The following is a 25,640-nucleotide window of genomic DNA, read 5'->3' as shown; positions in this document are numbered from 1 at the left end:
TCAGCGGAAGACGACCGTCTTGTGCCCGTTGAGCAGCACGCGGTGCTCGCTGTGCCACTTCACGGCGCGGGCCAGCACCTGGCTTTCGGTGTCGCGGCCGCGTGCGGTCAGGTCTTCCACCGTGTCGGTGTGGTCGGCGCGGGCCACGTCCTGCTCGATAATCGGGCCTTCGTCGAGGTCGGCGGTGACGTAGTGGGCCGTGGCGCCGATGAGCTTCACGCCCCGGTCATGCGCCTGGTAATAGGGCTTGGCGCCTTTGAAGCTGGGCAGAAAGCTGTGGTGGATGTTGATCGCACGGCCCGAGAGCTTTCTGCACAGGTCGTCCGACAGCACCTGCATGTAGCGTGCCAGCACCACCAGCTCGGCCCCTTCGGCCTCGATGATCTCGAACTGCTTGGCCTCGGCCTGCGCCTTGGTGGCGGCCGTGACCGGGATGTGGTGGAACGGCACGTTGTAGCTGGCCGCCAGCTGGTAGAAGTCGCGGTGGTTGCTGATGATGGCGCGGATGTCCACGGGCAGCAGGCCGGATTTCCAGCGGAACAGCAGGTCGTTGAGGCAGTGGCCTTCGCGGCTGACCATGAGCACGGTCTTGACGGGCTGGGCCGTGGCGTGCAGGCTCCAGCGCATCTCGTGCGGGTCGGCGAAGGCGGTCAGCCGCTCCTTGAGCGTGGCGTGGTCGTGCTGGTCGCAGGCGAACTGCACGCGCATGAAGAACAGGCCGGTGGCGTGGTCGTTGTACTGCGCGGCTTCTTCGATGTTGCCGCCGTGCTCCAGCAGGAAGCCGGAGACAGCGTGCACCAGCCCCAGGCGGTCGGGGCAGGACAGGGTAAGGATATAGGCTTGGGTCGTCATAGCTGCGCCATTGTCGCAGCAAGGCCCGGACGGGTTTGGAAGAGGGATTTCATGCAAGAGTCGGAAGGCCCACGGTCGTTGGTTCCCTGGCGCGTGGCGGCGCTGTACCTGGTGCTGGGCGTGGTGTGGGTTTTGGTGGGAGACCTTTTGCTGGCCCACTGGGTCACGGACCCGGATGACCTTACCCGTTACCAGACCTGGAAGGGCTGGCTCTACGTGCTGCTCACCGGGGCACTGGCCGGCTGGCTGGCGCACCGCGCACGCGAGGCCGAGCAGGCCCGGGCGCGTGTGCTCAAGGATCGGGTCGACATCGCGGCCGTGCGTGCGGCCCTGGCCACCAGCGAAGAGCGCCAGCGCCTGGCCAGCACGGTGGTGGACAACACCATCGAGGGCGTGGTGGTGACCGATGCGCAGGGCCGCATCCTGTCGGTCAACGCGGCGTTCACCCGGCTGCTGGGCTATACCGAGACCGAGCTGCTGGGCCAGAACCCGCGCGTGTTCAAGTCGGGCCGCCATGACAAGGCCTTCTACGACGCCATGTGGGCGTCCATCCACGGCACCGGCCACTGGCAGGGCGAAATCTGGAACCGGCGCAAGAACGGCGAGGTGTTCCCCGAGCACATGTCGCTGAGCGCCGTGCGCGACCCGCAGGGCGCCGTGACGCACTACGTGTGCATGTTCTCCGACATCTCCGAGGAGAAGGCGCAGCAGCAGCGCCTGGAGTTCCTGGCGCACAACGATGCGCTGACCGGTCTGTCCAACCGCACGCGCTTTGGCGCCGAGCTGGCCGAGGCGGTGGGCGAGGCGCGCCTGAGCGGCGAGCACCTGGCGGTGCTGCTGATCAACCTGGACCGCTTCAAGGACGTGAACGACAGCTATGGCCACGCCAGCGGCGACCAGGTGCTGCAGCACATTGCGAAGAAGGTGCAGTCGGCCCTGCGCCCGGGCGACCTGCTGGGGCGCATGGCAGGGGACGAACTGACCGTGGTGGCGCGCCACATGCGCAATTCCGAGGGCGCGGCGGCCGTGGCGCGCCAACTGATTGCGGCTGTGGCCGAGCCCTGGCGTTCGCCCGATGGCCTGGAGGTGGTGGCCGGGGCCAGCGTGGGCATCTGCATGTACCCGACCCATGCCGACACGGTGGAGGGCCTGCAGCAGGGCGCGCATGCCGCTGTCTATGGCGCCAAGGCGCGCGGGCGCGGTGCCTGGTGCTTCTTCCACGAGACCATGACCCAGGCCGCGCGCGAGCGCCTAGCGCTGGAGTCGCGCCTGCGGCTGGCGCTGGCGCAGGGGCACATGGAGGTGTACTACCAGCCGCAGGTCGATATCGCCAGCGGCCGCATCGTCGGGGCCGAGGCCCTGGTGCGCTGGAACGACCCGGACGAGGGCCTCATCTCGCCCGCGCGCTTCATCCCCGTGGCCGAGACCTCGGGCGTCATCGGCCCGCTCGGCGAATGGGTGCTGCGCGAGGTCTGCCGCCAGGGCCGGCAGTGGCGCGATGCAGGGCTGCCGGAGGTGACGCTGGCCGTCAACGTCTCGCCGCGCCAGTTCCACCTGACCGACGTGGCCGGCTGCACGGCCGCCGCGCTGGCCGATTCGGGCTTTCCGGCCGCGCTGCTGGAGCTGGAGATCACCGAGACCGCGCTGGCCGAACGCGCCGAAGAGGCCCTGCAGGTGCTGCTGGGCCTGCGCGGCCTGGGCGTGCGGATCGCGGTGGACGACTTCGGCACCGGCTATTCCTCGCTCGCACAGCTCAAGCGCTTTCCCATCGACGTGCTCAAGATTGACCGGGGCTTTACCCGTGACATCCCGCAAAGCACCGATGACATGGCCATCAGCGCGGCCATCATCGCCATGGGGCACAGCATGGGCCTGTCGGTGCTGGCCGAGGGGGTGGAGACCCCCGAGCAACTGGCCTTCCTGCAGGAGCGGGGCTGCGACACCTACCAGGGCTACCTGTGCAGTCGGCCCTTGCGCGCGCAGGCGTTTGCTGCGCTGCTCAAGGCCCAACCCGTGTCCGATCACCGCTCCGCATAGGACGTTCCTGCGGCCAGCCTGGGCTCACGGTTTTTGCGGGGCATTGCCCCACTTCTCGCGCAGCTCGGCACAGGCATCGCGCGGCGGCAGCGCCGGTGTCGGTGCCACCAGGTCGGCATCGGCATGCGCGGCCGCCGGTTCGCCGCCCGCCCGGGCCACCACCACCTTGGCCGCCACCTGGGGGCCCAGGTGCGTGGGCACGCCCAGGCCGCGCCAGACATGGCCGGCACCGGCCACGAGCAGCACGGTCTTGCCGGGTTGCAGGGCCGAGGTGGCGGTCTGCGCCATGCTCGCGTCGCGTGCGATCTGGATGCGCGCCATGGGCGCGATCTGCGCTTGCGGCAGCAGGCCGCAGTGGCCATCGCGGATCTCGGTGTACTGGCGCTGCAGTGCGGGCTCGGGCAGGTGCGCGTCCCACTGCGCCTGGCCCATGGCGGCGCGCATCTGGCTGCGCGGCAGGTTGCCGCCCAGCACCGGCACGCCGGCGGCCACGGCCGCCATCACCACCGGGCCGTATTGGGCCCAGGGCCAGGCCTTGTCCTGCCATTGCAGGGCCGTCTGCGCCTGGGCCTCGGTCGCATCGCGCGCCAGCCCGGCGGTGCTGCCGCCCTGTTCTGCCATCTCCATCACCACGGCCGCCAGCGCGCCGCGCGCGGCCAGCCACTGCACGGCCTCGCGCTGCAGGCGCTGGTGCTCGGCGGCATCGTGCTGCTCGCCCAGCAGCAGCACGTCGGCGGGCAGCACTTGCAGCAGGCGGGCGGGCCAGGAAGGGGGCTCCTGGGCCGGCAGGGCTGCGCAGCCGGCGAGTGCGAGGGCCGCCAGCAGCAAGGGGCCCAGCCGGGCCAGGGAGGAGGTGGACAAGAAGCTTGTATGCATGCCGTAATGCTAGCGGGCGGCCATTTCCCGGCCGCCGTGCGGCGCGACCCGCAGGGCTGAGGCCACGGTGGCAGTGTGGCTATCCCGGCGATGTATGGTGCTGCCTTCGCCCCCGCATGACCGGGTTGCAGCGTGTGGGGAACCCCGTTTGTTTGATGGAGCGCAAGGACCTTCAGCCATGAAACGCGAAACATCCAGTGCTTTGACCGGCGCCACCTCCATGCAACCCATCAGCCTCGACGTCCTGCGCGAGAAATACCTCAAGAACGGCGAAACCAGCGCCGACGACCTCTACCGGCGCGTGGCGCGTGCCCTGGCCTCAGTCGAGGCACCCGCCCTGCGCGACAAGTACGAGGCCCTTTTCCTCGGTAACCTGCAGGCCGGCGCCATCGGTGCCGGGCGCATCATGAGCGCGGCGGGCACCGACATCCAGGCCACGCTGATCAACTGCTTCGTGCAGCCCGTGGGCGACTGCATCCAGGGCGTGGACGACGGCGGCTACCCCGGCATCTACGAAGCCCTGCGCGAGGCGGCCGAGACCATGCGTCGCGGCGGCGGCGTGGGCTACGACTTCTCGCGCATCCGCCCCAAGGGCGCGCGGGTGATGGGCACCGCTTCCACGGCCTCGGGGCCGTGCAGCTACATGAACGTGTTCGACCAGTCCTGCTCCACGGTGGAGAGCGCGGGCGCGCGGCGCGGCGCGCAGATGGGCGTGCTGCGCATCGACCACCCCGACGTGCAGGAATTCATTACGGCCAAGCGCACGCCCGGGCGCTGGAACAACTTCAACGTCTCGGTCGGCGTGCCCGATGCCTTCATCCAGGCCGTGCAGAGCGATGCTCCGTGGGAGCTGGTGCACCAGGCCCGTCCCATCGAGTCGCTGATCGCCCAGGGTGCCCACCAGCGCGCCGATGGCCAATGGGTCTACGCCACGGTGCCGGCGCGCACGCTGTGGGACAGCATCATGCAATCGGCCTACGACTTCGCCGAGCCCGGCATCCTGTTCCTCGACCACATCAACGAGGACAACAACCTGCACTACTGCGAGGACATCGCGGCCACCAATCCCTGCGTGACGGCCGATACCTGGGTGCTCACCACCGACGGGCCGCGCCAGGTGGCCGATCTGGTCGGCCAGCCCTTCAGTGCCGTGGTGGACGGGCGCGCCTACCGCGTGGAAAGCCAGGGCTTCTTCCCGACCGGCACGCGGCCCGTGCTGCGCCTGCAGACTCGCGAGGGGCATGCGCTGCGCCTCACGGCCGACCACCGGGTGCGCCGCGTGGCACGCAAGACGCGCTACTGCCTCGAAGTGGAATGGACCGAGGCGGCGCAGCTGTCGCCCGGCGACGAGATCGTGCTGCACGACCACCGCGCGTTGCAGGGCTGGGCCGGGGCGGGCACCGAGGCCGAGGGCTACCTGCTCGGCCTGCTCGTCGGCGATGGCACGCTCAAGGCCGACAAGGCCGTCATTTCCGTCTGGGCACCCGAGCTCAAGGCGGTGGGGCAGGGAGCGGTGGCCTACGCCGCCACCGGGGCTGCCGGCATCGTTCAGGCCGCCCAGGCGGCGGCTGCCATGCTGTCGCACCGCGCGGATTTCGGCGGCTTCCAGCGGCGCTTGGCGGGGCGGGGCGAAGCGCGCATGGCCAGTGCGGCACTGCGCGACCTGGCCTTCGGCCTGGGCATGGCACCGGGCGCCAAGGCCATTACCCCCGCCATGGAGCGGCAATCGTCGGACTTTGCGCGCGGCCTGCTGCGCGGCCTGTTCGATGCCGATGGCTCGGTGCAGGGCACGCAGGACAAGGGCATCAGCGTGCGCCTGGCGCAAAGCGACGAGGCCCTGCTGCAGACCGTGCAGCGCATGCTGCTGCGCCTGGGCATTGCCTCCACTGTCTATTGCGACCGCCGCCCGGCGGCTGTACGCCCCCTGCCCGACGGCAAAGGCGGTCAACGCCTGTACGACACGCGGGCCCAGCACGAGTTGGTGGTCAGCGGCGACAACATTGCGGTGTTCGCCGAAGCCATCGGCTTTGCGGACACGGACAAGGCCGAACGCCTTGCCAGCGCGCTGGCGGGCTACCGCCGGGCACTGCACCGCGAGCGCTTCACGGCGACGGTGCAGGCGCTGGTGGACGATGGCGTGGAGGACGTCTACGACGTGACGGTGGCCGACGTGCATGCCTTCGACGCCAATGGCATCGTGGCGCACAACTGCGGCGAGCAGCCGCTGCCGTCGTACGGCTGCTGCGACCTCGGCCCCATCATCCTCACGCGCTTCGTGCGCAATCCCTTTGGCTTCGGCGGGGTGGCTGCATTCGACTTCGAGGCCTTTGCCCAGTCGGTGGCGCTGCAGGTGCGGGCACTCGACAACGTGCTCGACGTGACCTTCTGGCCCCTGACGCAGCAGCGCGACGAGGCCATGGCCAAGCGGCGCATCGGCGTGGGCTTCACGGGCATGGGCAACACGCTGGCCATGCTGTGCCTGCGCTACGACCTGCCCGAAGGGCGCGACATGGCGGTGCGCATCGCACAGGCCATGCGCGATGCGGCCTACCTGGCCTCGGTGGACCTGGCGCGCGAGAAAGGCGCCTTCCCGAAATTCGAGGCCGGGCCCTACCTGTCGGATGGCACCTTCGCCAGCCGCCTGCCCGACCCGATCCAGGAGGCCATTCGCACGCACGGCATCCGCAACAGCCACCTGCTGTCCATCGCGCCCACGGGCACGGTGAGCCTGGCCTTTGCCGACAACGCCTCCAACGGCATCGAGCCGCCGTTCTCCTGGACCTACAAGCGCAAGAAGCGCGAGGCCGATGGCAGCACCAGCGAGTATGCGGTGGAGGACCATGCCTGGCGCCTGTACCGCGAGCTCGGCGGCAACGTGCTGCAGCTGCCCGAGTACTTCGTCTCGGCCCTGGCCATGCCGGCCGAGGGCCACATCGCGATGATGGAGGCGGTGCAGCCGTTTGTGGACACGGCGATCTCCAAGACGGTGAACATCCCGGCCGACTACCCTTATGAAGGTTTCAAAGACCTGTACCTGCACGCCTGGCGCGCGCGCCTCAAGGGCCTGGCGACCTACCGGCCCAACGCCATCCTGGGCTCGGTGCTCGAAACGCACAGCGCCCCAGCGACGCTGGCCCCGGCACCCGCCGCGCCGCCGGTGGACCCGATGCGCACCGTGATCGAGAGCCGGCCCAAGGGCGGCCTCTCGGCCGTGGCCGAGAAGGTCGAGTACTGGACGCAGGAGGGCCGCAAGACCCTGTACCTGCTGGTCTCCTTTCTGCCCGTGCCCACGGGCGTGGGCAACACCACGGTGGACCGGGCCATCGAGTTCTTCATGCCCGTGGGGCAAAGTGGCGAGTCGCAGCAGTGGATCACGTCCAGCATGCGCATGCTCTCGCTGGCGGCGCGCGGCGGCTTCCTGGAGCGTGCGCTCAGCGACATGCGCAAGGTCGCCTGGGATCGGGGCCCCGTGCGCCTGGGCACGCACCGCAAGGAGGACGGCACGCAGGTGCCCATGTGGCATGACTCCGAAGTGGCGGCCATGGCCTATGCCATCCAGAACATCCTCGCACGCCGCGTGGCCGACCCGGTGCAGCAGCAGTTGCCGCTGGACGAACCGGCAGCGCCCCCCGTGGCCGTGCCCCAGGCCATGGCCGGCAAGAAGTGCGTGGAATGCGGTGCGCATGCCGTGATCCGCAAGGATGGCTGCGACTACTGCACACAGTGCGGTCACACAGGGGCCTGCGGCTGATGCGCGGCCTCTGCCTGCCCGTTGCCGGCCCGAATAGCCCAGCATGGCGGTGATCCCCTGGCCGCTGCGGCCTGTGCCCCATGGCGTGCCGCCTGCGGTGGAGGCCACGGCGGCCAGTGCCTGGGCGCTCATGCGCACCCGCCGCACCGTGCTGCCCAAGCGGCTGGTGGCGCCCGGCCCCAGCGCTGCCGAGCTCTCGGCGATCCTGGACGCGGCGGCCCATGCGCCCGACCACGGGCAGTTGCTGCCCTGGCGTTTTGTGCTGGTGCCCGAGGCGGCGCGCGCGGCCCTGGCGGAGGTGTTTGCCCAGGCGCTGGCCGAGCGCGACGAGGCCGCCACGCCGGAGCAACTGGCGCTGGCGCGCGAGAAGGCCTACCGCGCGCCGGTGCTGCTGCTGGCGGTGGTGGATGCCGGCCGGGGCGATCCGCGCATCGACGTGGCCGAGCGCCTGGTGTCGACCGGCTGTGCGCTGCAGAACATGCTGCTCATGGCCACGGCGCAGGGCTACGGCTCGGCGCTGACCAGTGGCCGGGCCCTCAAGTCGGCCGGGTTGCGTGCGCTCTTCGGACTGGGCCCGGACGAACTGGCCCTGTGCTTTCTGAGCATAGGCAGCGTGCAGGCGCGCAAGACAGCGGCCCGTGTGCGGCCGGCGACCACCAGCTATGTGAGCACCTTGGGAGCCGATGGGGTGGTGCTGCCTTTTGAGTCGGCTGAGAAGCTGGTCTGACAGTGCTGCTTCCTGGTTTCAACACCCCGGCCGTGGGCTTCGAGGAGCCCTTTGCCATGCTCGGGGCCTGCCACGAGCGGGTGCAGCGCACGCTGGCACTGCTGGGCCGGTTGCGCGCGCATGTGGCGCTGCAGGGCGGCGACGAATCTGCCCGGCAGGCGGCGCGCGACGTGCTGCGCTACTTCGACATCGCGGCGCCCCTGCACCACCAGGACGAGGAACTGCATGTGTTCCCGCCGCTGCTGGCCCAGGGGTCGTCCGCAGTGGTCGCGCTGGTGCAGCGCCTGCTGCAGGACCACCAGGACATGGTGGCCGAGTGGGCTGCGGCGCGGCAGCCCCTGCAGGCCCTGGCGGACGGCCAGGCCAGTACCTTTAGCGCGGAGGACGAGGCCGCGCTGGAGCGCTTTGCCCTGCGCTATGCGCGCCACATCGAAGACGAGGAAGGCGCGGCCTACCCGGCCGTGCAGCAGCTGTTGCCACCCGAAGCCCTGGCCCCCATGGGGCGCGAGATGGCAGCCAGGCGGCAGGTCATACCGCCACCGGGCCGGCCGCGCGCAATTGCGTGAGCGAGGCGCGCTGCACGCCCTGGGTGTCGAAATTGGCGGCCGCCAGCCAGCGCTCGAAGCCGGTCTTGATCGTGGGCCATTCGCTGTCGACGATGGAGAACCATGCCGTGTCGCGGTTGCGGCCCTTGTAGACGATGGCCTGGCGGAAGATGCCCTCGAACGTGAAGCCCAGGCGCGCAGCCGCCTGGCGCGAAGGGCCATTCAGGCTGTCGCACTTCCATTCATAGCGCCGATAACCCAGGTCGGCGAACACGTACTTCATCAGCAGGTACTGCGCCTCGGTGGAGATCGGCGTGCGCTGGAGCAGCGGCGAGAACATCACATGCCCGACCTCGACCACGCCGTTGGCCGGGTCGATGCGCATCAGCGCCAGCGTGCCCACGGCCTTGTCGGTGCGCTGGTCGATCACGGCATAGTGCAGCGGGTCGGTGCTGGCGGCCGCCTGCTCGCAGTGGGCACGGTAGCTGGCCTCGTCGGCAAACGGGCCGACGCTCATGTAAGTCCAGTCCCGGCCGTCCGAGGCCTTCACGTAGGCGGCATGCAGTTGGGCGGCGTGGCGGGCTGCATCCAGAGGTTCGAGGCGGCAGTGCCGGCCTTCGATCACGTCGCGTGCGGGGCGCGGGCGTGCGCTCCAGCCGGGCAGGGGGGAGTCGACGGGTTGCTGGTAGGCGTTCAGGATGGAAGCCATGCGGGAGGTGTCCTTTGGGTTGATCAAAGAGGGAAGGGCAGGCTGCACGGTAAACTGGGCGTGGTATTGTGAAAAGTGCCAGATTAGGAAAAATTTCAGGTGCCACGCATGTCCGATGCCTTCATGGATGCCGCGCTGCCGGCCGAACCCTCGGTTCCCCCAACCCTGCTGGAGCAGGCGCTGGACCACGGCCCGGGGGCCGCGCCCCTGCGGCGCCAGCTGTTCCAGCGGCTGCGCCAGGCCATCCTGGACGGGCGGTTGGCCGCTGGCAGCCCGCTGCCCGGGTCGCGCGCCCTGGCCGAGGGCCTGGCCATCTCGCGCAATACCGTGACGGCGGCGTATGAGCACCTGCTGGCCGAGGGCTATGTGCAGTCCGACCGGCAGGGCACACGGGTGGCAGCGCTGTCGTCGCCATCGGTGGTCGCGTCCGGCCCGCAGCCGGCAGTACAGCTTCCCGCCACGGCCGCGCGCCTGGCGCTCATCCAGCCCAGGGCCCCCCGCCCGGGGCCGGCCCACTGGCTCAGCCCGGGCATGCCCGCACTCTCGCAGTTCCCATCTGCTGCCTGGCGCCGCGCACTCGACCGCGCGGTGCGCGACGGTGGCCCTGCCGCCCTGGGCTATGGCGACCCCCTGGGCGAGATGGCACTGCGCACCGCCATTGCGCGCCACCTGGCGCTGGCGCGAGGCGTGCGCTGCACATCCGAGCAGGTGGTGATCACCGAAGGCGCGCAGGAGGCTCTGGTGCTGTGCGTGCGCCTGTTGACCAACCCCGGCGACACGGCGTGGGTGGAAGACCCGGGCTACCGGGGCGCCCAGTCGGCCCTGCACGCGGGCGACCTGCGCACGCTGCCGCTGCGGGTGGATGCCCAGGGCCTGGTGGCCGACGAGGCCGATTGGCGCACGCGCACGCCGCGGCTGGTCTACACCTCGCCCTCGCACCAGTACCCGGGCGGGTCGGTGCTGTCGGTGGCGCGGCGGCTGGCGCTGATGGAGCAGGCGCGCCGCCATGGCGCCTGGATCATCGAAGACGACTACGACAGCGAGTTCCGCCATGCGGGCGAGCCCATCGCCGCCATGCAGGGGCTGGCCGATGGGGCGCCGGTGCTATACGTGGGCACTTTCAGCAAGACCATGTTCCCCGCGCTGCGCATCGGCTTCGTCGTGTTGCCCGAGGCGGTGCTGGCCGCCGTGCGCCCGCCCTTGGCCGAGATGCTGCGCGGCGGCCAGCGCCATGCCCAGCTGGCGCTGGCGGACTTCATCGACAGCGGCCAGTTCAGCCGCCACCTGGGCCGCATGCGCCGCCTTTACCGCGAGCGCCAGCAGCAGCTGCGCGCGGCGCTGGCGCAGCACCTCGTGGTGCCGCATGGCATCGAGGGCGGACACTGCGGCATGCACCTCATGGTGCGCCTGCCGCCCGCTTACCCGGACCAGGCCATTGCCACCGCAGCGCGCGGGCACGGCATGGCGCCCGCGCCGCTGTCGGCCTTTGCCCTCCAGCCTCGGCCCGAGGACAACGGCCTGGTGCTGGGTTATGGCCACACGCCCGTGGAGCTGTTTGCGCCGCTCGTGCAGCGGCTGTCGCAACTGGCAGGAGACGTCCGCCGGGCGTGACCCCCCGCCATGTGCGATGCCTGCCATGCCCCACGGGCAGTGCAGGGCTTTGGGGCACATCCGAGTGCGCAAGCGATACTCGCGGGTTGCCGTCTTTCGTATGCGTACTTATTTTCAATTCACCAGCCGCGTGGTGCTGACCCTTGCCGTGGCATGGGCTGCGGCCGCCGCCTGCGTCGCCCTCAAGACCCCGCTGCCGTGGATGATCGGGCCGCTGCTGGCCACCTCGCTGCTGTCCATCGCCGGTGCGCCCACCGAGAGTTGGGGGCCGCTGCGCAATGGGGGGCAGTGGACCATTGGCGCGGCCCTGGGCCTGTATTTCACGCCCCAGGTCATGGGCCTGGTGGCGGGGCTGTGGTGGGCGATTGCGCTGGGCATCGTCTGGGCGCTGGTGCTGGGCTGGCTGTTCGGCGCCTGGCTGTACCGGGTGCATGCGCCGCGCATGCACGGCGTGCCGGCCAGCATGATGCGTGCGACCAGCTATTTCTCGGGCGCCATCGGCGCCGCGTCGGAGATGACCCTGCTGGCCGAGCGCGAGAACGCCCGCACCGATCTGGTGGCCGCCAGCCACAGCCTGCGCCTGCTGATCGTGACCATCACCATCCCGTTCGCGCTGCAGTGGAGCGGGTTGCACGGCATCGACATCCTGCCGCCCGCCACGCGCGTGGTGGACTGGCCCGGCCTCGCGCTCATGGCATTGCTCACCGGCGCGGGCGCCCTGGCCATGGACCGGCTGGGCCGTGCCAACCCCTGGTTCATGGGCGCGCTGGTGGTATCCATGGGCTTTGCCATGGCGGGCATCGGCTTCTCGGCCGTGCCGCAGTGGCTGGTGAATGCCGCACAGCTGGTGATTGGGGTCAGCCTGGGGGTGCGCTTCCGGGCAGATTTTCTGCACACCGCGCCGCGCTGGCTGGCCAGCGTGGCCGCGGGGACGCTGGGACTGATGGGCATCTGCGCACTGTTCGCCGCCGTGCTGGCCTGGGGCACGGGCCTGCCCTGGGTGACGCTGCTGCTGGGCACCTCCCCAGGCGGCATCACCGAGATGGCCATCACGGCCAAGGTGCTGCAACTGGGCGTGCCGGTGGTCACGGCCTTCCAGGTGTGCCGGCTGATTGCCGTACTGATCCTGGTGGAGCCGCTGTTCAGGCGGCTCTATCCGGTGGAGTGACCGCTGGCGCCCGATTGCGCCGACGAGTCAGTGGACGACGACGGGGTTCTGTGCCAGGCCTGCATAGCGGTCCAGGGCATCTTCCACTTCTTCCTGCGTGGGGGTGTCGCGCTGCCAGGCCAGGATCTGCTGCTGGAACATCTCTGCCCACGATCCGTCCAGGTACACCTCCTTGCCCGAGCGCTTGTCCACGATCTCGAAGCCGTGGCGTGCCAGCTGGGGCTTGGGTGGTGCGGTGTCGTTGAGTGCCTGGCCAACGGACTCCCGGGCGTCGGGCAGCATATGGACCACCACAAAGGATTCGGAGTCGTAGAGCATGTGCATCGTGTTCCCTTTGTCGATATGAATGTCAGATGACAGCGGGTCGGCAGAGTTCAAGGCTTGTGGGCTGGCCCTGCGTGGTAACAGTATTTCACGAATTGTGCGAAGCGGTGGCCCCGCAGGGGTATTTCGCAGGCGGTGGGGATAACGCAACACCGGCGGGAGTGCAATCCTTACGGGCATTTGGCCGGTCCGGCCGCCTGCTGAGGCGCCACGGCCTACGGCGCCTCAGGGCTTTTCACTACCGCGCAACAAGAGGTCTGCAAAGTCGCCATTCGACTGGGTGAGCTTGATGCGCGCGGGCAGGTAGCCCAGGCTGGGCGCAAGCCACAGCTCGGCCTTCTGGTCGTAGTCGCGCCGGGGCAGGCGCAGCAGCTTGAGGGTGGGGGTGGCGCCCACCGGCAGGTTCAGGGTCTCCGGGGCCTCGATGCTGAAGGTCCAGCGGTCGGCATTGCGGGCGCTCACGGTGGTCAGCGTGATCTGCGTGCCCGGGGTGTAGCGGGCCGGGTCGGCCGCCAGCATGGACGCGAGCTGGATGAACATGCTCAGCCTATCCTGCGCACCGGGGCCTATGGCAGCCTGCGGCGTGTTCGCACTGAAGGTCACGCGGCCCTGGGCATGGTCGAAATGCGCGGCCTGCTCGCTGCGCGAGCGGTCCCCAAAGCGCTCGGGCTGCAGCCCTTGGGCGCTGACCAAGCCCGTGCTGCGCTGGGTGCGCGAGCCGATGAGGAAGGCGCTCACTTCCTGGCGCGCCTCGTAGCGGCTGCCATCGTGCTGCCACAGCAGCTCGGCCCGGGCCGTGTAGTCGAATTTCTTGGCCTGTCCCTTGACCTCGTAGGTCAGGCGCACCGGGGGCGGAATCTGCACCGGCGGTGGCGCGGCACTGGCGGTCTGGCCCGTGCCGCTGCCGGGCGGGGCGACGTCGATGCCGGCGGCCGTGGGGTTCACCTCTGCCGGGATGGGCGCGGGTGCGGCCGGTGCGGATGCGGCTGCCACGGCGGCAGAGGCTGCAGGCTCGGGCGTGGCAGGAGGCGGTTCGGCCGCTGCGGCCGCCACCTCCATGGGGGGCTCGGGGGGGGCGACAGGTTCCGGCGGTGCCGTTGGCGGTCCGGCGGAGGGCACTTCGGCGACCGGCGTGGGGCGCGGCGGCCTCTTGCGTGGGGCGGGTGCCGGTGCGGCGGGCGGGGGGGCAGGGGTGGCTGAAGGGGCCGGTGTCGGCGCCGGTGCCGCCACGGGCGCGGCGGCGATGGTGCGCGTGCTGAAGACCTGGCCTGAGGGGGCGGACGGGCTGTCCCACACCAGGGGCACGCCTTGGAGCAGCAGCCAGTGCAGCGCCAGCACCAGCGCGGTGAGGGCGATCAGCGCGCGCCGGGGCATCAGCGGGGCTGCCCGTGCGTCATGCGCAGCCCGCGCCCAGATCGCGCGACAGCTGGCCCGCCGCGGCGCGCAGCGGGGTGTCGATGGCGCCGCCCCATTCGGGGTCGAAGGTGGCGATGGAGCCCAGCGTGGTGATGCCCAGCTCCAGGTGGCCGTCGGCATCGAACACCGGCGCGCAGAAGCCCACGATGCCGGGCAGCAGGGTGTCCACCACACGCGCCGCGCCGCGCTCGCGCACCTCGGCCAGCATGGTCTGCACCTCGGCCATGGTGGTGGGCAGGTCGGTGCGGCGCATCTTGCTGGCGCGGGCCAGCTCTTCCTTGAGCAGGGGCGCGGCCACCTCGGGCGGCAGGTGGGCGGCGAAGCAGCGGCCGGTGGCCGAGGCCAGCAAGGGCATCACGTCGCCCAGCCGCAGGTTGGCGGTGACGGCCTGGGGCGACTCCTCCCAGTGCACGATGGTGGGCCCATGGTTGCCCCATACCGCCAGTGCCAGGGTGTGGCCGATGTCTCCCATGAGGGCCGGCATGCGCTCGCGCGCCAGTCGCACCGCGTCAAGCCGCGCCAGCGATGCCAGCCCCAGCTTGAGAGCCGCCGGGCCCAGGTCGTAGCGCGCGGTGCGGCTATCCTGCGTGACCAGGCCCAGGCGCTGAAAACTCACCAGATAGCGGTGGGCCTTGGCGGCACTCATGCCGGCCGAGGCCGCCACGTCCTTGAGCATCAACGGGCCTCGCGCATGGGTGAGGCCTTCCAGCAAGGCAAAGCCGACTTCCACGGACTGGATACCTGCACGTTCTTTGTCCATGTGCACTAAAATTTGGTAGTTTTGTTTAGTTAAATCAGTTTACCCAAGCGTAATTTTCGCCAAGGGTTGTGCCATCCACCTTCCAGAGACAGAGGTTCTGCCCCATGAAACTAGCCACTTACAAAGACGGCTCGCGCGACGGCCAACTGGTCGTCGTTTCGCGCGACTTGGGCACGGCCCATTATGCGACCGGCATTGCCAGCAAGCTGCAGCAGGTGCTCGACGACTGGGGCTTCCTCTCGCCCCAGCTGCAGGACGTGTACGACCAGCTCAACGCCGGCCGCGCGCGCCATGCCTTCCCGTTCGACCCGGCCCAGTGCATGGCCCCGTTGCCACGCGCCTACCAGTGGGCCGACGGCTCGGCCTACCTCAACCATGTGGAGCTGGTGCGCAAGGCGCGCAATGCCGAGGTGCCCGAGAGCTTTTACTCCGACCCGCTGATGTACCAGGGCGGCAGCGATGACTTCATCGGCCCCTGCGATGACGTGGTGGTGCCCAGCGAAGCCATGGGCATCGACTTCGAGGCCGAGATCGCGGTCATCACCGGCGACGTGAAGATGGGCGCCACGCCCGAGCAGGCGCTAGACGGTATCCGCCTGGTGATGGTTGCCAACGACGTGAGCCTGCGCAACCTGATCCCGGCCGAGCTGGCCAAGGGCTTCGGCTTCTTCCAGAGCAAGCCGGCCACTGCCTTCAGCCCGGTGGCGGTGACGCTCGACGAACTGGGCGACGCCTGGCACCAGGGCCGCCTGGACCTGGTGGTGCAGTCCACCTGGAACGGCCGGAAGGTCGGCATGTGCGATGCCGGCCCGGAGATGACCTTCCACTTCGGCCAGCTCATCGCCCATGTGGCCAAGACGCGCAACGTGCGCGCCGGCTCCATCATCGGCAGCGGCACCGTGAGCAACAAGGGAGTGGAGCAGAACGGCCGCACCGAGTGGCCCAAGGGCTACAGCTGCATCGCCGAAAAGCGCTGCATCGAGACCATCCAGGACGGCAAGCCCAGCACCGAGTTCATGAAGTTCGGCGACACCATCCGCATCGAGGTCAAGGGCAAGGACGGCGCGAGCATCTTCGGCGCCATCGACCAGGCCATCGTGGAGCCGAGCTGATGCTCTGGCGCCTGCGCGGCCTGGGGCAACCGCTGCGCGCTGGCTTGGCATGCCTGGCGCTAGCCGTCCCGGTGCTGGCTGCGCACGCACAGGGCCAGGCAGACACCGCACCCGTCTGCCCACCCGCCGCCACCCCCATCGGCCCCGCCGATGCCGAGGCCGCGCGCCGCGATGACCGCGACCGCGGCCTGCTCTGGCGCATCGAGAAGGACGGCCGCACCAGTTGGCTCTACGGCACCATCCATGCCGCCGAGCGTGGCTGGGTGCTGCCCGGACCTGCGGTGCGCGAAGCACTGCGGCGTGCCGACCGCATCGCGCTGGAAGTGGACCTGATGGACCCGTCGGTCGCCGGTGGACTGGCCACCGCCGTCATGCCAGGCCCCAACACGCCACCCCTGCCCGAGCCCTTGGCAAAGCGCCTGCGCGTGCAGAGCGAAGCACTGTGCGCCGATGCTGCGCTGGCGCGCCTGCGGCCCGAGATTCAGCTCATGTCGCTGGTCGGCCTGGCTGCGCGCACCGCCGGGATCGACCCGGCCTATGGCATCGACCTGTTCCTCGCGGGTCTGGCGCGCGCCATGGACAAGAAGGTCGTCTCGCTGGAGTCCGCCGAGGCGCAGATCGCGCTGCTGGTGTCGGACGACCCGGCCAAGGTGGCGCGCACCATGGACGAGGGCCTGCGGCAGCTCGAAGGCGGGCAGGCCCGCAAGATCATTGCCACCCTCACACGTGCCTGGGCCGACGGCCAGCTCGAAACCTTGCGCAATTACGGCGACTGGTGCGATTGCCTCAAGACCGCCGAAGACCGCGCCGACTACGCACGCATCGTGGAGGGCCGCAACCCCGCCCTGGCCGCCGGCATCGCAGCGCAGCATGCGGCCGGCCACGCGGTGTTCGCGGCCGTTGGGGTGCTGCACATGGTGGGCCCCGAGGGCCTGCCCGCCCTGATGGCCGCCCAGGGATTTCGCGTGACGCGCGTGCCCCATGCCGCACCGGGCCCACGGCAGGGCAAGCCACTGAACGCGCCGCGATAGTCCCGTTCCCAGTTTCTTCTTCTTCCTTCCTGCAACGGAGACAACCACCATGACCTTGCAACGCCGTACCGTTCTTTCCGCCCTGGCCGCTGCCGGCGCGTCTGCCGCAGCCCCCTTGGCCCAGGCCCAGGCTGCCTGGCCCGACCAACCCCTGCGCTGGGTCGTGCCCTACCCGGCCGGCGGCGGCACCGACGTGCTGGCCCGCACGGTGGCAGAGGCCATGCGCCAAACCCTGGGCCAGCAGATCGTGGTGGACAACCGCCCGGGTGCTGCCACCAACATCGGCGCGCAGCTGGTGGCCACGGCCAAGCCCGATGGCAACACCTTCATGTCGGCCGACAACGCCGTGCTGGCCTTCAACGAGCACCTGTTCACCAAGCTGCCCTTCAACCCCGAGAAGGACTTCACCTACGTGGGCGGAATCAGCCGCTTTCCGCTGGCGCTGGTGGTGCACCCCTCGTTCGAGGCCAAGACCGTCAAGGAATTCCTGGCTTACGTGCGCGCCAACCCCGGCAAGGTCAACTACGCATCGCCCGGCAACGGCTCGCCGCACCACCTGGCGATGGAGATGTTCAAGAACCGCACCAAAACCTTCTTGACGCACATCCCCTACCGAGGCGCAGCCCCCGCGATGCAGGACGTGATGGGTGGCCAGGTGCCGTGCATGTTCCTTGACCTGGCCGCCGGCCTGCCCGTGATCACCTCGGGCAAGGTGCGCGCCCTGGCCATCGGCTCTGCCAAGCGCGTCTCAGCACTGCCCGACGTGCCTACCCTGGCCGAAGCCGGCGTGCCCAACACCGAGGTCTACGCCTTCCAGGGCATCCTTGGCCCTGCGGCCCTGCCGGCCACCATCACCGCGCGCCTGAACGGCGACCTCAACAAGGCCCTGGCCAACCCGGCCGTGCTCAAGCGCATGACCGACTTCGGCATGGAGCCGCTGCCCGGCACGCCCGAGCAATTCCGCACCATGGCCCGCGCCGAATCCAAACGCTGGGGCGAGATCATCAAGGCCGCGGGCGTGAAGCTGGATTGAAATGAAGCACCCCCTGAGTCGCTTCGCGCCTTCCCCCTCTCTCGACTCGCTGCGTNGAGTCGGGAGGGGGACGCCCCCAGTGCGGCGGGGCGGCCCTTGCACGGGGGCACTGGCCTTGGTCGCGCCAGTTGCATGCGATGCGGGTGGCGCGCAGCGCTATGGATAACTGAGCGATATCCACCTGGGCTATCCGCCCCTCTGTAAAGGGGTTGCCATTGCCAGATGCTCGGGCGATAGTGACCCTTTTTTCATGGCACCAGCCGTCCTGCACCCATGCCCCCGACCGAAGACGTCGTCTGCGTCCGCATCCAGCTCCAACCCGGGTCCGTGCCCCGGGTACAGGAGTGGGCGGAGTACCTGCGCGTCCACCGGGAGGACGCGCTGCAGACTCTGGCAGCGGAGGGCGTGACCGTGGAATCGGTTTTTCTCGATTCGGGCGCCGAGGGTGATTTCCTCATCTACTACATGCGTTCCCGCTCGCAGCAGTTGGCGCAGGAGGTGGCCGCGCGCTCCGTGGCGGCCATCGATGCCTACCACCGCGCCTTCAAGCGGGACACCTGGGCACAGGTGCGGCGACTGGATTTGCTGCTGGACCTTGCACGCAAGCCATGATCTGGGGTTTTTCCTGATTTGGACCGTGTCGATATCCGCCATGGTCGAACGTCGTAGGTTCTAGAGGGCCGTCCTCTGCTTCACAGGCACCAACCATGACCACCACCGGCACCGTTCGCCTCCACCGCGTCACCCGCTCCACGCCCGACCGCATCTACCGCGCCTTTCTCACGCCGCAGGCCCTGGTCAAGTGGCTGCCGCCGCACGGCTTCACGGCCGAGGTGCATGCCCTCGATGCCCGCGTGGGTGGTGAGTACCGCATGTCGTTCACCAACCACGGGGCGGGCGGCAGCCATTCGTTCGGAGGCACCTACCTGGAGCTGGTGCCCGGCGAGCGCCTGCGCTACAACGCGCGCTTCGACGATGCCAGCCTGCCCGGCGAGATGACCACCACGGTCACCCTGACACCCGTGTCCTGCGGCACCGAGATGAGCGTGGTGCAAGAGGGCATCCCCGCCGTGATTCCCACCGAGGCCTGCTACCTGGGCTGGCAGGAGTCGCTGACGCTGCTGATCCAGCTGGTGGAGCCGGACATCCCGGCCGGGTACTGAGCGCGCGGCCGCAAGGCAGGCATTCCGGCTTTTTGCCATACTGAGGGCGTATTGCACAGGCGCAGCCGTTGCGCCTTCCAAGGAGCCTTCTTCCATGACCCTCGAAATCTGGTTCGCCTTCGTCGCCGCCTGTGCGGTGATGCTCATCATTCCCGGTCCCACCATCCTCACGGTGATCAGCTATTCCATGGCCCACGGGCGCCGTGCCAATGTGCCGCTGGTTGCGGCCGTGGCGCTCGGGGACTCGACTGCGCTCGCCGTGTCGCTGCTGGGCCTGGGCACGCTGCTGGCCACTTCGGCCTTCTGGTTCACGGTCATCAAGTGGGCCGGCGGCCTGTACCTGCTGTACCTGGCCTTCAAGATGCTGCGTGCCGGCGTGGGCGTGGCGAAGATCACAGCGCCCAAGGCCCCGGGCTCGCGCTGGAAACTGTTCGCCAACACCTACTTGGTCACGGCGCTCAACCCCAAGGGCATCGTGTTCTTCGTGGCGTTCTTGCCGCAGTTCATCCGCCCCGGTGCACCCATCGCCCAGCAGCTGTGGATTCTGGCCGCGACCTTCGTCACGCTGGCGGCGCTCAATGCCACTGCCTATGCCGTGTTTGCCGGCTCGGCCAGCCGCTTGCTGGCCTCGCCCCGCGCGCAGCGCCGCTTCAACCTGGCAGGGGGCTCGCTGCTGGGGGCGGCGGGCCTGTGGGCGCTGATGGCCCGGCGGCCGGCCTGAGCGCGGGGGAGTGCAGTGACCGGCTTTCGCTTTGACCTGCTGCGCGCGCAGGACCTGCCCCTGCTGCATGGCTGGCTGCTGCGGCCCCATGTCGCGCAATGGTGGGAGCCGCCCGATAGCATCGACGAGTTGCACGCGGACCTAGTGGCGGAGCAGGGCGCCCCTGGCGCCACGCTGTCCTATATCGCCTCGCTCAACGGAGCACCCGTCGGCTTCATCCAATCCTATGTCGCCATGGGCTCGGGCGATGGCTGGTGGGAGGACGTCACCGACCCCGGCGTGCGCGGCATCGACCAGTTCCTCGCGCATGCCGACCAGTTGAACCAGGGCATCGGCCGCGCGATGGTGCGGGCCTTCGTCCAGCAACTGCTGGCCGACCCGTCCGTGACCATTGTGCAGACCGACCCGCGCCCGGACAATGCGCGCGCCATCCGCTGCTATGCACACGCAGGCTTCCAGCCGGTCGGAGAGATCACGACCCCGGATGGTGCGGCGTTGCTGATGCATTGCAATGCGCTATCGCTGTAAGGCTGTGCGAATGCCGCCTGATACGCATTGCCCCGAACCTCCTCCTTCCTCCTCTTCGGCGCCCAAGGCGTCAGGAGGCACTGCGCTGCTGTTCTTGCGAACTATCGCCTTTTTCGCTGGCATCGTGGGCTTGATGATTGCCTTGATGTACTACTCCGCAGTATGTCTGTATCCAAGTGATCAGAGATTTGATGTCTGGCGCTTTGTGGCGATGTGGCTTCGAGAGCTTTTGATCGTTGGTTTCGCTGGGGCGGCGCTCATCGCGTGTGTAGTTGTCAGCATCATTTCCGGGGTGCGCAGGTTGCGGAAGACAGATTCCGATCTCAAGGGCGCGCAGGAAGCCGGCCGACCAGCGCAACCCGAAAGCCCGCCAAGCAACTGACCTCGGATTGACTGCTTCTGTGTGCGTCAGAACCGTACCACCACCTTGCCGAAGGCGCCGTGCTCCAGGTGCGCAAAGGCTTCGGGCACCTGGTCGGAGTGGTACTCGGCCGCCACCACGGGCTGCAGCGCGTTCGCGTCGATGGCGCGCACCATGTCCTCCAGCGCGCGCCGGTGGCCCACGCTCAGGCCCTGGATGGTGGCCCGGCTGCGGATTGCGTCATAGGCCGATCCTCTGATCTCGCCGCCTGCCAGCACGCCGATCACCGAAAGCCGGCCGCCCTGAGCCAGCGCCTGCAGCGAACGGCCCAGGTTGGCGCCGCCCACGGTCTCTAGCACGTGGTCGGCCCCGCGTCCGCCCGTGAGTTCGCGCACGGCGGCAGGCCAGTCCGAGTCGCGTGCCAGCACATGGCTGGCGCCCATTGCCAGGGCCTTGTCGCGCTTGTCCCCGGCGCCCGAGACGACGATGGCCTGCGCACCGTGCATGCGGGCGAACTGCAGACCGAACAGTGCGACGCCACCGGTGCCGTGGATCAGCACCGTCTGGCCGGCGCGCAACGATCCCTGCTCGGCCAGCGCGAACCAGGCCGTGAGTGCTGCGCAGGGCAGGGTGCTGGCCTGCGCGGCGCTGAGCGTCTGGGGCGCGGCCACCGCCCACTGGGCGTCGAGCAGCACATGCGAAGCCAGCGTTCCGGGGCCCGGGCCGCCCAGCGCGAATGCGTCGGGTGGCATGGCACCATCGATCCAGCCGGCCATGAAGGTGCTGATCACCCGATCTCCACCGCGCCAGCGCGTGACCCCGTCGCCCACGGCCAACACCGTGCCCGCGAGGTCGGAGCCCGGCACGAAGGGCAGCGGCGGCGTCCAGCCGTAGGCGTTGTCGGTGATCATCAGGTCGCGGTAGTTCAGCGAGGCGGCTTCCACGCGCACCAGGATCTGGCCGGGACCGGGCTGAGGGATCGGCAGTTCGGCGTGTTGCAGGTGCTGGCGGCCGAAATCGGTGATCTGCCAGCGGTGGGAAAGAACGGCGTCTGCCATGTCGGGATCCTTGCGGTTCGTGAAGAGATGGGCCATGCTATTGGCTATCTCTATTCCGCAGTGAAGCCATTCATTCCGAAGAATGGCAACCGAAAAGAACCAATGAGCGAGCGCCTAGTGGGTATCGAAGCCTTTGTCGCAGCCGTCGAGGCCGGCAATTTCGCGCTGGCCGCGCAGCGCCTGCAGCTCACGCGATCGGCTGTGGGCAAGGCCGTGGCGCGGCTGGAGGAGCGCCTGGGCACGCGGTTGTTCCACCGCACCACACGCAGCCAGAGCCTCACCGAGGACGGCCAGGCCTACTACGAGCGCTGCCGCCGCGCGCTGGACGAGCTCGATGCAGCCGATGCCGCAGTGGAGGCCGGGCGCCATGTGCCCAGTGGCCGCGTGCGCATCACGGCGCCCGAGCTGATCGGTCGGGTGCGCCTGGCGCCGCTGCTCATGGAACTGGGCCAGCGCCACCCGCAGGTGGCATTCGAGCTGGCGTTCAGCGACCGCCGCATCGACCTCATCGAGGAGGGCATCGACCTGGCGGTGCGCAGCGGCCCGCTGGGCGACAGCGCCGTGCTCGCGGCCCGGCGGCTGGGCCACCAGTGGATGGGCGTGTATGCCTCGCCGGCCTACCTTGCCGCGCATGGCCGGCCGGCGGACATGCAGGCGCTGATCGCCGAGCCGGCGGCGCACAGCTTTGTTGGCTATGCGCGCGAGACCGGGCCGCACCCCTGGCAATTCAACGACGCCGCAGGGCGCGTGGTCGACTTCATCGCGCCTTCGCGCTTTCACTTCAGCTGCAACAGTCTGGAGGTCGCGGCCATGGCGGCCACCCAGGGCGTGGGCATGGCACGCCTGCCCGCCTGGCTGGTGGCCGATGCGGTGGCCGAGGGTCGGCTGCAGAAGGTGCTGGAGGAGCCCCAGCCCTTTGGCTACGTGCTCAGCGCGGTATGGCCGCAGGCACGGGCACTGCCCCTGAAGACCCGGGTGGTCATCGACATGCTGGCCGAGCGTTTGCCGCTGCTGCTCGATGCACGCTAGCCCGCGCGGCTGTTCAATTCGTGAAGACACTGTTGCCGGCAGGGTCGGTGCCCCAGCGCACTAGACGACCGGTCTAATCGGTGCACAATACCCTCCGTGTCGACCGACCAACCCTCCGCCAAGACCCACATCCTTCGCTGTGGCGAGCGCCTCATCGCCACCAAGGGCTTTGTGGGCGTGGGGCTGGCCGAGATCCTGGCCGCGGCCGGCGTGCCCAAGGGCTCGTTCTACCATTACTTCAGCTCCAAGGAGCGCTTCGGCGAGGCCCTGCTGGCCAGCTACATGGAGCGCTACCTGGCCCACCTCGAGCAGATGCTGGCACCCGATGGCCAGCCAGCACGCGCACGGCTGATGCGCTACTGGGCCTACTGGAACGTATCGCAGTGCGGGGTGGACGGCCCGGCCTGCGATGCAGGGGCGGGCGAAGGCAGCAAGTGCCTGGTCGTCAAGCTCAGCGCCGAGGTGGCCGACATGTCGGACACCATGCGCATCGCCCTGCGCGATGGCACTACGCAGATCGTGGCGCGGCTCGCCCGCTGCCTGCGCGAGGCCGTGCAGGACGGTTCGGTGCCGCAGGCCATGGACCCCGAGGCCATGGCGCTCACGCTCTACGAGATGTGGCTGGGCGCCAGCCTGTTGGCCAAACTGCGGCGCGATGGCTCATCGTTCGAGCACGCGCTGCGCGCCACGAATGCCTTGCTGGGCGGCGCGGATGCCGGGCCCGTTGCTCCAGCCAGGCCGCAAGCGGCGCATGCGCAGAGGAGCCGGGCGGCGCCTCGCGGAGGCAAAGGCAAGGCGCCGCGCCAGTCCGCCTGAAAGCAGTCGTGTCAGTACCGTGCCATGCCCATTTGAATAACTAGCCGACCGGTCTACTCTGATCGACTTTCTTCCAACGCTTCACCACCACAACCCCACGGAAACCCCATGCTCAACTTCGACTTCCACAACCCGACCCACATCGCCTTTGGCAAGGACCGCATCGCCGACCTGGACAAGCTGGTGCCGCCCCATGCCAAGGTGCTCATCCTGGTGGGCGGCGCCAGCGCCGAGAAGACCGGCACGCTGGCCGAGGTGCGCACGGCGCTCGGCGCGCGCCAGCACGCCACCTTCAGCGGCATCGAGCCCAACCCGAGCTACGAGACCTCGATGAAGGCCGTGTCGCAGATCCGCGAAGGCGGCTTCGACTTCCTGCTCGCGGTGGGCGGCGGCTCGGTGATCGACGCGGTAAAGTTCATCGCCGCTGCGGTCAAGTTCGAGGGCGGTGACCCCTGGTCCATCCTGGAGCAGCATGGCCGCAACGTCACGGGCGCGCTGCCCTTCGGCTCGGTGCTCACGCTGCCCGCCACGGGCTCGGAGATGAACAACGGCGGCGTCATCACGCACCGCGCCAAGGGCGCCAAACTGGCGTTCGGCAGCAAGCTCACCTACCCGGTGTTCTCGGTGCTCGACCCGACCAAGACCTACACCCTGCCGCCGCAGCAACTGGCCAACGGCGTGGTCGATGCCTTCGTGCACACGGTGGAGCAGTACCTGACCTACCCGGTGGATGGCGCGGTGCAGGACCGGTTTGCCGAAGGCATCCTGCAGACGCTGATCGAGGTGGGCCCGCGCATTCTGGCCGCGCCCGAGCCGGTGTATGCCGACCGCGCCAACCTGATGTGGACGGCCACCCTCGCGCTCAACGGCCTGATCGGTGCCGGCGTGCCGCAGGACTGGGCCACGCACATGATCGGCCATGAGCTGACCGCCCTGCACGGCATCGACCATGCGCGCACGCTGGCCGTGGTGCTGCCCTCGCTGCTCCACGCGCAGCGCGCCACCAAGGCCGCCAAGCTGCTGCAGTACGGCGAACGGGTCTGGGGCATCCGCACCGGCACCGACGACGAACGCATCGACGCCACGATTGCCGCCACGCGCGACTTCTTCGAGCGCATGGGCATTCCTACACGCCTGTCGGCCTACGGCGTGGGCGCGGACAGCGTGGACAAGCTCGTGTCGCAGCTCGAAGCGCACGGCATGGTCACGCTGGGCGAACACCGCGACGTGACGCCGGCGGTGAGCCGCCGCGTGCTCGAAGCGGCGCTGTAAGCACCTTCCACTTCATTCACCACACCTGAAAGCCACACCATGACAAAGAAAATCCTGATGGTCCTGACCTCGCACGACCAGCTCGGCGACACCGGCAAGAAGACGGGCTTCTGGCTCGAAGAGTTTGCCGCGCCGTACTACGTGTTCAAGGACGCGGGCGTGCAGATCACGCTGGCATCGCCCAAGGGCGGCCAGCCGCCGCTGGACCCCAAGAGCGATGACCCGGGCGCGCAGACCGATGCCACGCGCCGCTTCAAGGCCGATGCCGACGCACAGAACGTGCTGGCGAACACCGTGGCGCTGGCCAGCGTGCGCGCCGAGGACTTCGACGCCGTGTTCTACCCCGGCGGCCATGGCCCGCTGTGGGACCTGGCCGAGGATGCGCTGTCCATCGCGCTGATCGAGAAGACCTTTGCGGCCGGCAAACCCCTGGCCCTGGTCTGCCACGCGCCGGGCGTGCTGCGCCATGCCAAGGCGCCCAACGGCAAGCCGCTGGTCGACGGCAAGAAGGTCACCGGCTTCACCAACACCGAGGAAGAGGCCGTGCAACTGACCAAGGTAGTCCCCTTCCTCGTGGAAGACATGCTCCAGGCCAACGGCGGCCAGTACTCCAAGGGGGCCGACTGGGCGCCCTATGTGCTGACCGATGGCAACCTGATCACGGGCCAGAACCCGGCCTCGTCGGAGCAGGGCGCACACGCCGTCCTCCAGCAACTGGGCTGAAGCCCGGCCCGGGGCTT

General features: G+C 69.2%; 23 protein-coding genes and 1 pseudogene. 17 read left to right on the top strand and 7 right to left on the bottom strand.

What is annotated here, in order from left to right:
* Positions 1-852, bottom strand: coding sequence for a formyltetrahydrofolate deformylase (purU, locus tag ASE28_RS10585; RefSeq protein WP_057266541.1), 852 nt, complete (start codon positions 850-852; stop codon positions 1-3).
* 51 nt (positions 853-903) lie between these two features.
* Here purU and ASE28_RS10580 point away from each other — a divergent pair, with 51 nt between their 5' ends.
* Positions 904-2,889 (top strand): bifunctional diguanylate cyclase/phosphodiesterase, encoded by a 1,986-nt coding sequence (locus ASE28_RS10580; protein WP_057266540.1) that lies wholly within the window; start codon positions 904-906, stop codon positions 2,887-2,889.
* Positions 2,890-2,913: 24 nt separating this feature from the next.
* Here ASE28_RS10580 and ASE28_RS10575 read toward each other — a convergent pair whose 3' ends face one another.
* Positions 2,914-3,765, bottom strand: coding sequence for a ChaN family lipoprotein (locus ASE28_RS10575; RefSeq protein WP_057266539.1), 852 nt, complete (start codon positions 3,763-3,765; stop codon positions 2,914-2,916).
* Between the two features lie 178 nt (positions 3,766-3,943).
* Here ASE28_RS10575 and ASE28_RS10570 point away from each other — a divergent pair, with 178 nt between their 5' ends.
* Genes ASE28_RS10570 through ASE28_RS10560 form a run of 3 tightly spaced genes read left to right on the top strand, consistent with a single transcriptional unit; the run spans position 3,944 to position 8,809 of the window.
* The gene (locus ASE28_RS10570; protein ID WP_057266538.1) at positions 3,944-7,516 is read left to right on the top strand and encodes an LAGLIDADG family homing endonuclease; all 3,573 of its coding nucleotides are present in this window, start codon (positions 3,944-3,946) and stop codon (positions 7,514-7,516) included.
* 43 nt (positions 7,517-7,559) lie between these two features.
* Positions 7,560-8,243 (top strand): nitroreductase, encoded by a 684-nt coding sequence (locus tag ASE28_RS10565; protein ID WP_057266537.1) that lies wholly within the window; start codon positions 7,560-7,562, stop codon positions 8,241-8,243.
* Positions 8,244-8,299: 56 nt separating this feature from the next.
* Positions 8,300-8,809, top strand: coding sequence for a hemerythrin domain-containing protein (locus ASE28_RS10560; protein WP_082608018.1), 510 nt, complete (start codon positions 8,300-8,302; stop codon positions 8,807-8,809).
* On the opposite strand, the pseudogene ASE28_RS10555 reads toward ASE28_RS10560, so the two are convergent.
* Positions 8,790-9,497, bottom strand: a pseudogene (locus ASE28_RS10555) (GNAT family N-acetyltransferase); the annotation flags it as partial. The gene ASE28_RS10560 and the pseudogene ASE28_RS10555 overlap by 20 nt on opposite strands.
* A 108-nt stretch (positions 9,498-9,605) precedes the next feature.
* On the opposite strand from ASE28_RS10555, the gene ASE28_RS10550 reads away from it, so the two are divergent.
* Complete coding sequence (locus tag ASE28_RS10550) at positions 9,606-11,108, top strand: PLP-dependent aminotransferase family protein (RefSeq protein ID WP_235516086.1); 1,503 nt, start codon at positions 9,606-9,608, stop codon at positions 11,106-11,108.
* Between the two features lie 100 nt (positions 11,109-11,208).
* Positions 11,209-12,276, top strand: coding sequence for an AbrB family transcriptional regulator (locus ASE28_RS10545; RefSeq protein WP_057199825.1), 1,068 nt, complete (start codon positions 11,209-11,211; stop codon positions 12,274-12,276).
* A gap of 27 nt (positions 12,277-12,303) precedes the next feature.
* Here the strand turns inward: ASE28_RS10545 and ASE28_RS10540 are convergent, their stop codons facing one another.
* The 3 genes from ASE28_RS10540 to ASE28_RS10530 all read right to left on the bottom strand — a co-directional run bounded on the left by ASE28_RS10540 (position 12,304) and on the right by ASE28_RS10530 (position 14,776).
* Complete coding sequence (locus ASE28_RS10540; protein WP_007848772.1) at positions 12,304-12,600, bottom strand: DUF3567 domain-containing protein; 297 nt, start codon at positions 12,598-12,600, stop codon at positions 12,304-12,306.
* 225 nt (positions 12,601-12,825) lie between these two features.
* Positions 12,826-13,974 carry a DUF3108 domain-containing protein gene (locus ASE28_RS10535; protein WP_057266534.1) on the bottom strand — a complete coding sequence of 383 codons (1,149 nt, stop codon included), beginning with the start codon at positions 13,972-13,974 and terminating at the stop codon, positions 12,826-12,828.
* A gap of 19 nt (positions 13,975-13,993) precedes the next feature.
* Complete coding sequence (locus tag ASE28_RS10530) at positions 13,994-14,776, bottom strand: IclR family transcriptional regulator (RefSeq protein WP_057199828.1); 783 nt, start codon at positions 14,774-14,776, stop codon at positions 13,994-13,996.
* Positions 14,777-14,880: 104 nt separating this feature from the next.
* On the opposite strand from ASE28_RS10530, the gene ASE28_RS10525 reads away from it, so the two are divergent.
* The 7 genes from ASE28_RS10525 to ASE28_RS10495 all read left to right on the top strand — a co-directional run bounded on the left by ASE28_RS10525 (position 14,881) and on the right by ASE28_RS10495 (position 20,364).
* The gene (locus ASE28_RS10525) at positions 14,881-15,888 is read left to right on the top strand and encodes a fumarylacetoacetate hydrolase family protein (protein ID WP_057266533.1); all 1,008 of its coding nucleotides are present in this window, start codon (positions 14,881-14,883) and stop codon (positions 15,886-15,888) included.
* Positions 15,888-16,919 carry a TraB/GumN family protein gene (locus tag ASE28_RS10520; RefSeq protein ID WP_057266532.1) on the top strand — a complete coding sequence of 344 codons (1,032 nt, stop codon included), beginning with the start codon at positions 15,888-15,890 and terminating at the stop codon, positions 16,917-16,919. Before ASE28_RS10525 ends, ASE28_RS10520 begins: the two co-directional genes overlap by 1 nt.
* Positions 16,920-16,974: 55 nt before the next feature.
* Entirely contained in the window at positions 16,975-17,952 is a 978-nt protein-coding gene (locus ASE28_RS10515) for a tripartite tricarboxylate transporter substrate binding protein (RefSeq protein ID WP_057266589.1), read from the top strand.
* A gap of 273 nt (positions 17,953-18,225) precedes the next feature.
* Positions 18,226-18,564 (top strand): DUF6176 family protein, encoded by a 339-nt coding sequence (locus tag ASE28_RS10510; RefSeq protein WP_057266531.1) that lies wholly within the window; start codon positions 18,226-18,228, stop codon positions 18,562-18,564.
* A 95-nt stretch (positions 18,565-18,659) separates the two neighbouring features.
* Complete coding sequence (locus ASE28_RS10505; RefSeq protein WP_057266530.1) at positions 18,660-19,115, top strand: SRPBCC family protein; 456 nt, start codon at positions 18,660-18,662, stop codon at positions 19,113-19,115.
* Positions 19,116-19,209: 94 nt separating this feature from the next.
* Positions 19,210-19,836, top strand: a complete 627-nt coding sequence (locus tag ASE28_RS10500; RefSeq protein ID WP_057266529.1) for a LysE family translocator — start codon at positions 19,210-19,212, stop codon at positions 19,834-19,836.
* 15 nt (positions 19,837-19,851) lie between these two features.
* A complete protein-coding gene (locus tag ASE28_RS10495) occupies positions 19,852-20,364 on the top strand; it encodes a GNAT family N-acetyltransferase (protein ID WP_057266528.1) in 513 nt (170 codons plus the stop codon).
* A 408-nt stretch (positions 20,365-20,772) separates the two neighbouring features.
* Here the strand turns inward: ASE28_RS10495 and ASE28_RS10490 are convergent, their stop codons facing one another.
* Positions 20,773-21,783, bottom strand: coding sequence for an NAD(P)-dependent alcohol dehydrogenase (locus ASE28_RS10490; RefSeq protein ID WP_057266588.1), 1,011 nt, complete (start codon positions 21,781-21,783; stop codon positions 20,773-20,775).
* Positions 21,784-21,885: 102 nt separating this feature from the next.
* Here ASE28_RS10490 and ASE28_RS10485 point away from each other — a divergent pair, with 102 nt between their 5' ends.
* The 4 genes from ASE28_RS10485 (at position 21,886) to ASE28_RS10470 (ending at position 25,623) form a co-directional block, all read left to right on the top strand.
* Positions 21,886-22,812: a LysR family transcriptional regulator gene (locus ASE28_RS10485; RefSeq protein ID WP_057266527.1), complete on the top strand. Its 927-nt coding sequence runs from the start codon at positions 21,886-21,888 to the stop codon at positions 22,810-22,812.
* 96 nt (positions 22,813-22,908) lie between these two features.
* On the top strand, positions 22,909-23,628 hold the full coding sequence (locus ASE28_RS10480) for a TetR/AcrR family transcriptional regulator (protein WP_057266526.1): 720 nt from the start codon (positions 22,909-22,911) through the stop codon (positions 23,626-23,628).
* A gap of 108 nt (positions 23,629-23,736) precedes the next feature.
* Positions 23,737-24,900 carry an iron-containing alcohol dehydrogenase gene (locus ASE28_RS10475; protein WP_057266525.1) on the top strand — a complete coding sequence of 388 codons (1,164 nt, stop codon included), beginning with the start codon at positions 23,737-23,739 and terminating at the stop codon, positions 24,898-24,900.
* A 39-nt stretch (positions 24,901-24,939) separates the two neighbouring features.
* Positions 24,940-25,623: a type 1 glutamine amidotransferase domain-containing protein gene (locus ASE28_RS10470; RefSeq protein WP_057266524.1), complete on the top strand. Its 684-nt coding sequence runs from the start codon at positions 24,940-24,942 to the stop codon at positions 25,621-25,623.
* Positions 25,624-25,640: the final 17 nt, after the last annotated feature.

Origin of the sequence: Acidovorax sp. Root219 (assembly GCF_001428665.1) — a bacterium.
Taxonomy (GTDB): domain Bacteria; phylum Pseudomonadota; class Gammaproteobacteria; order Burkholderiales; family Burkholderiaceae_C; genus Acidovorax.
Note: the sequence above shows the minus strand (reverse complement) of the source record. Positions and strands in the feature narration are given on the sequence as shown.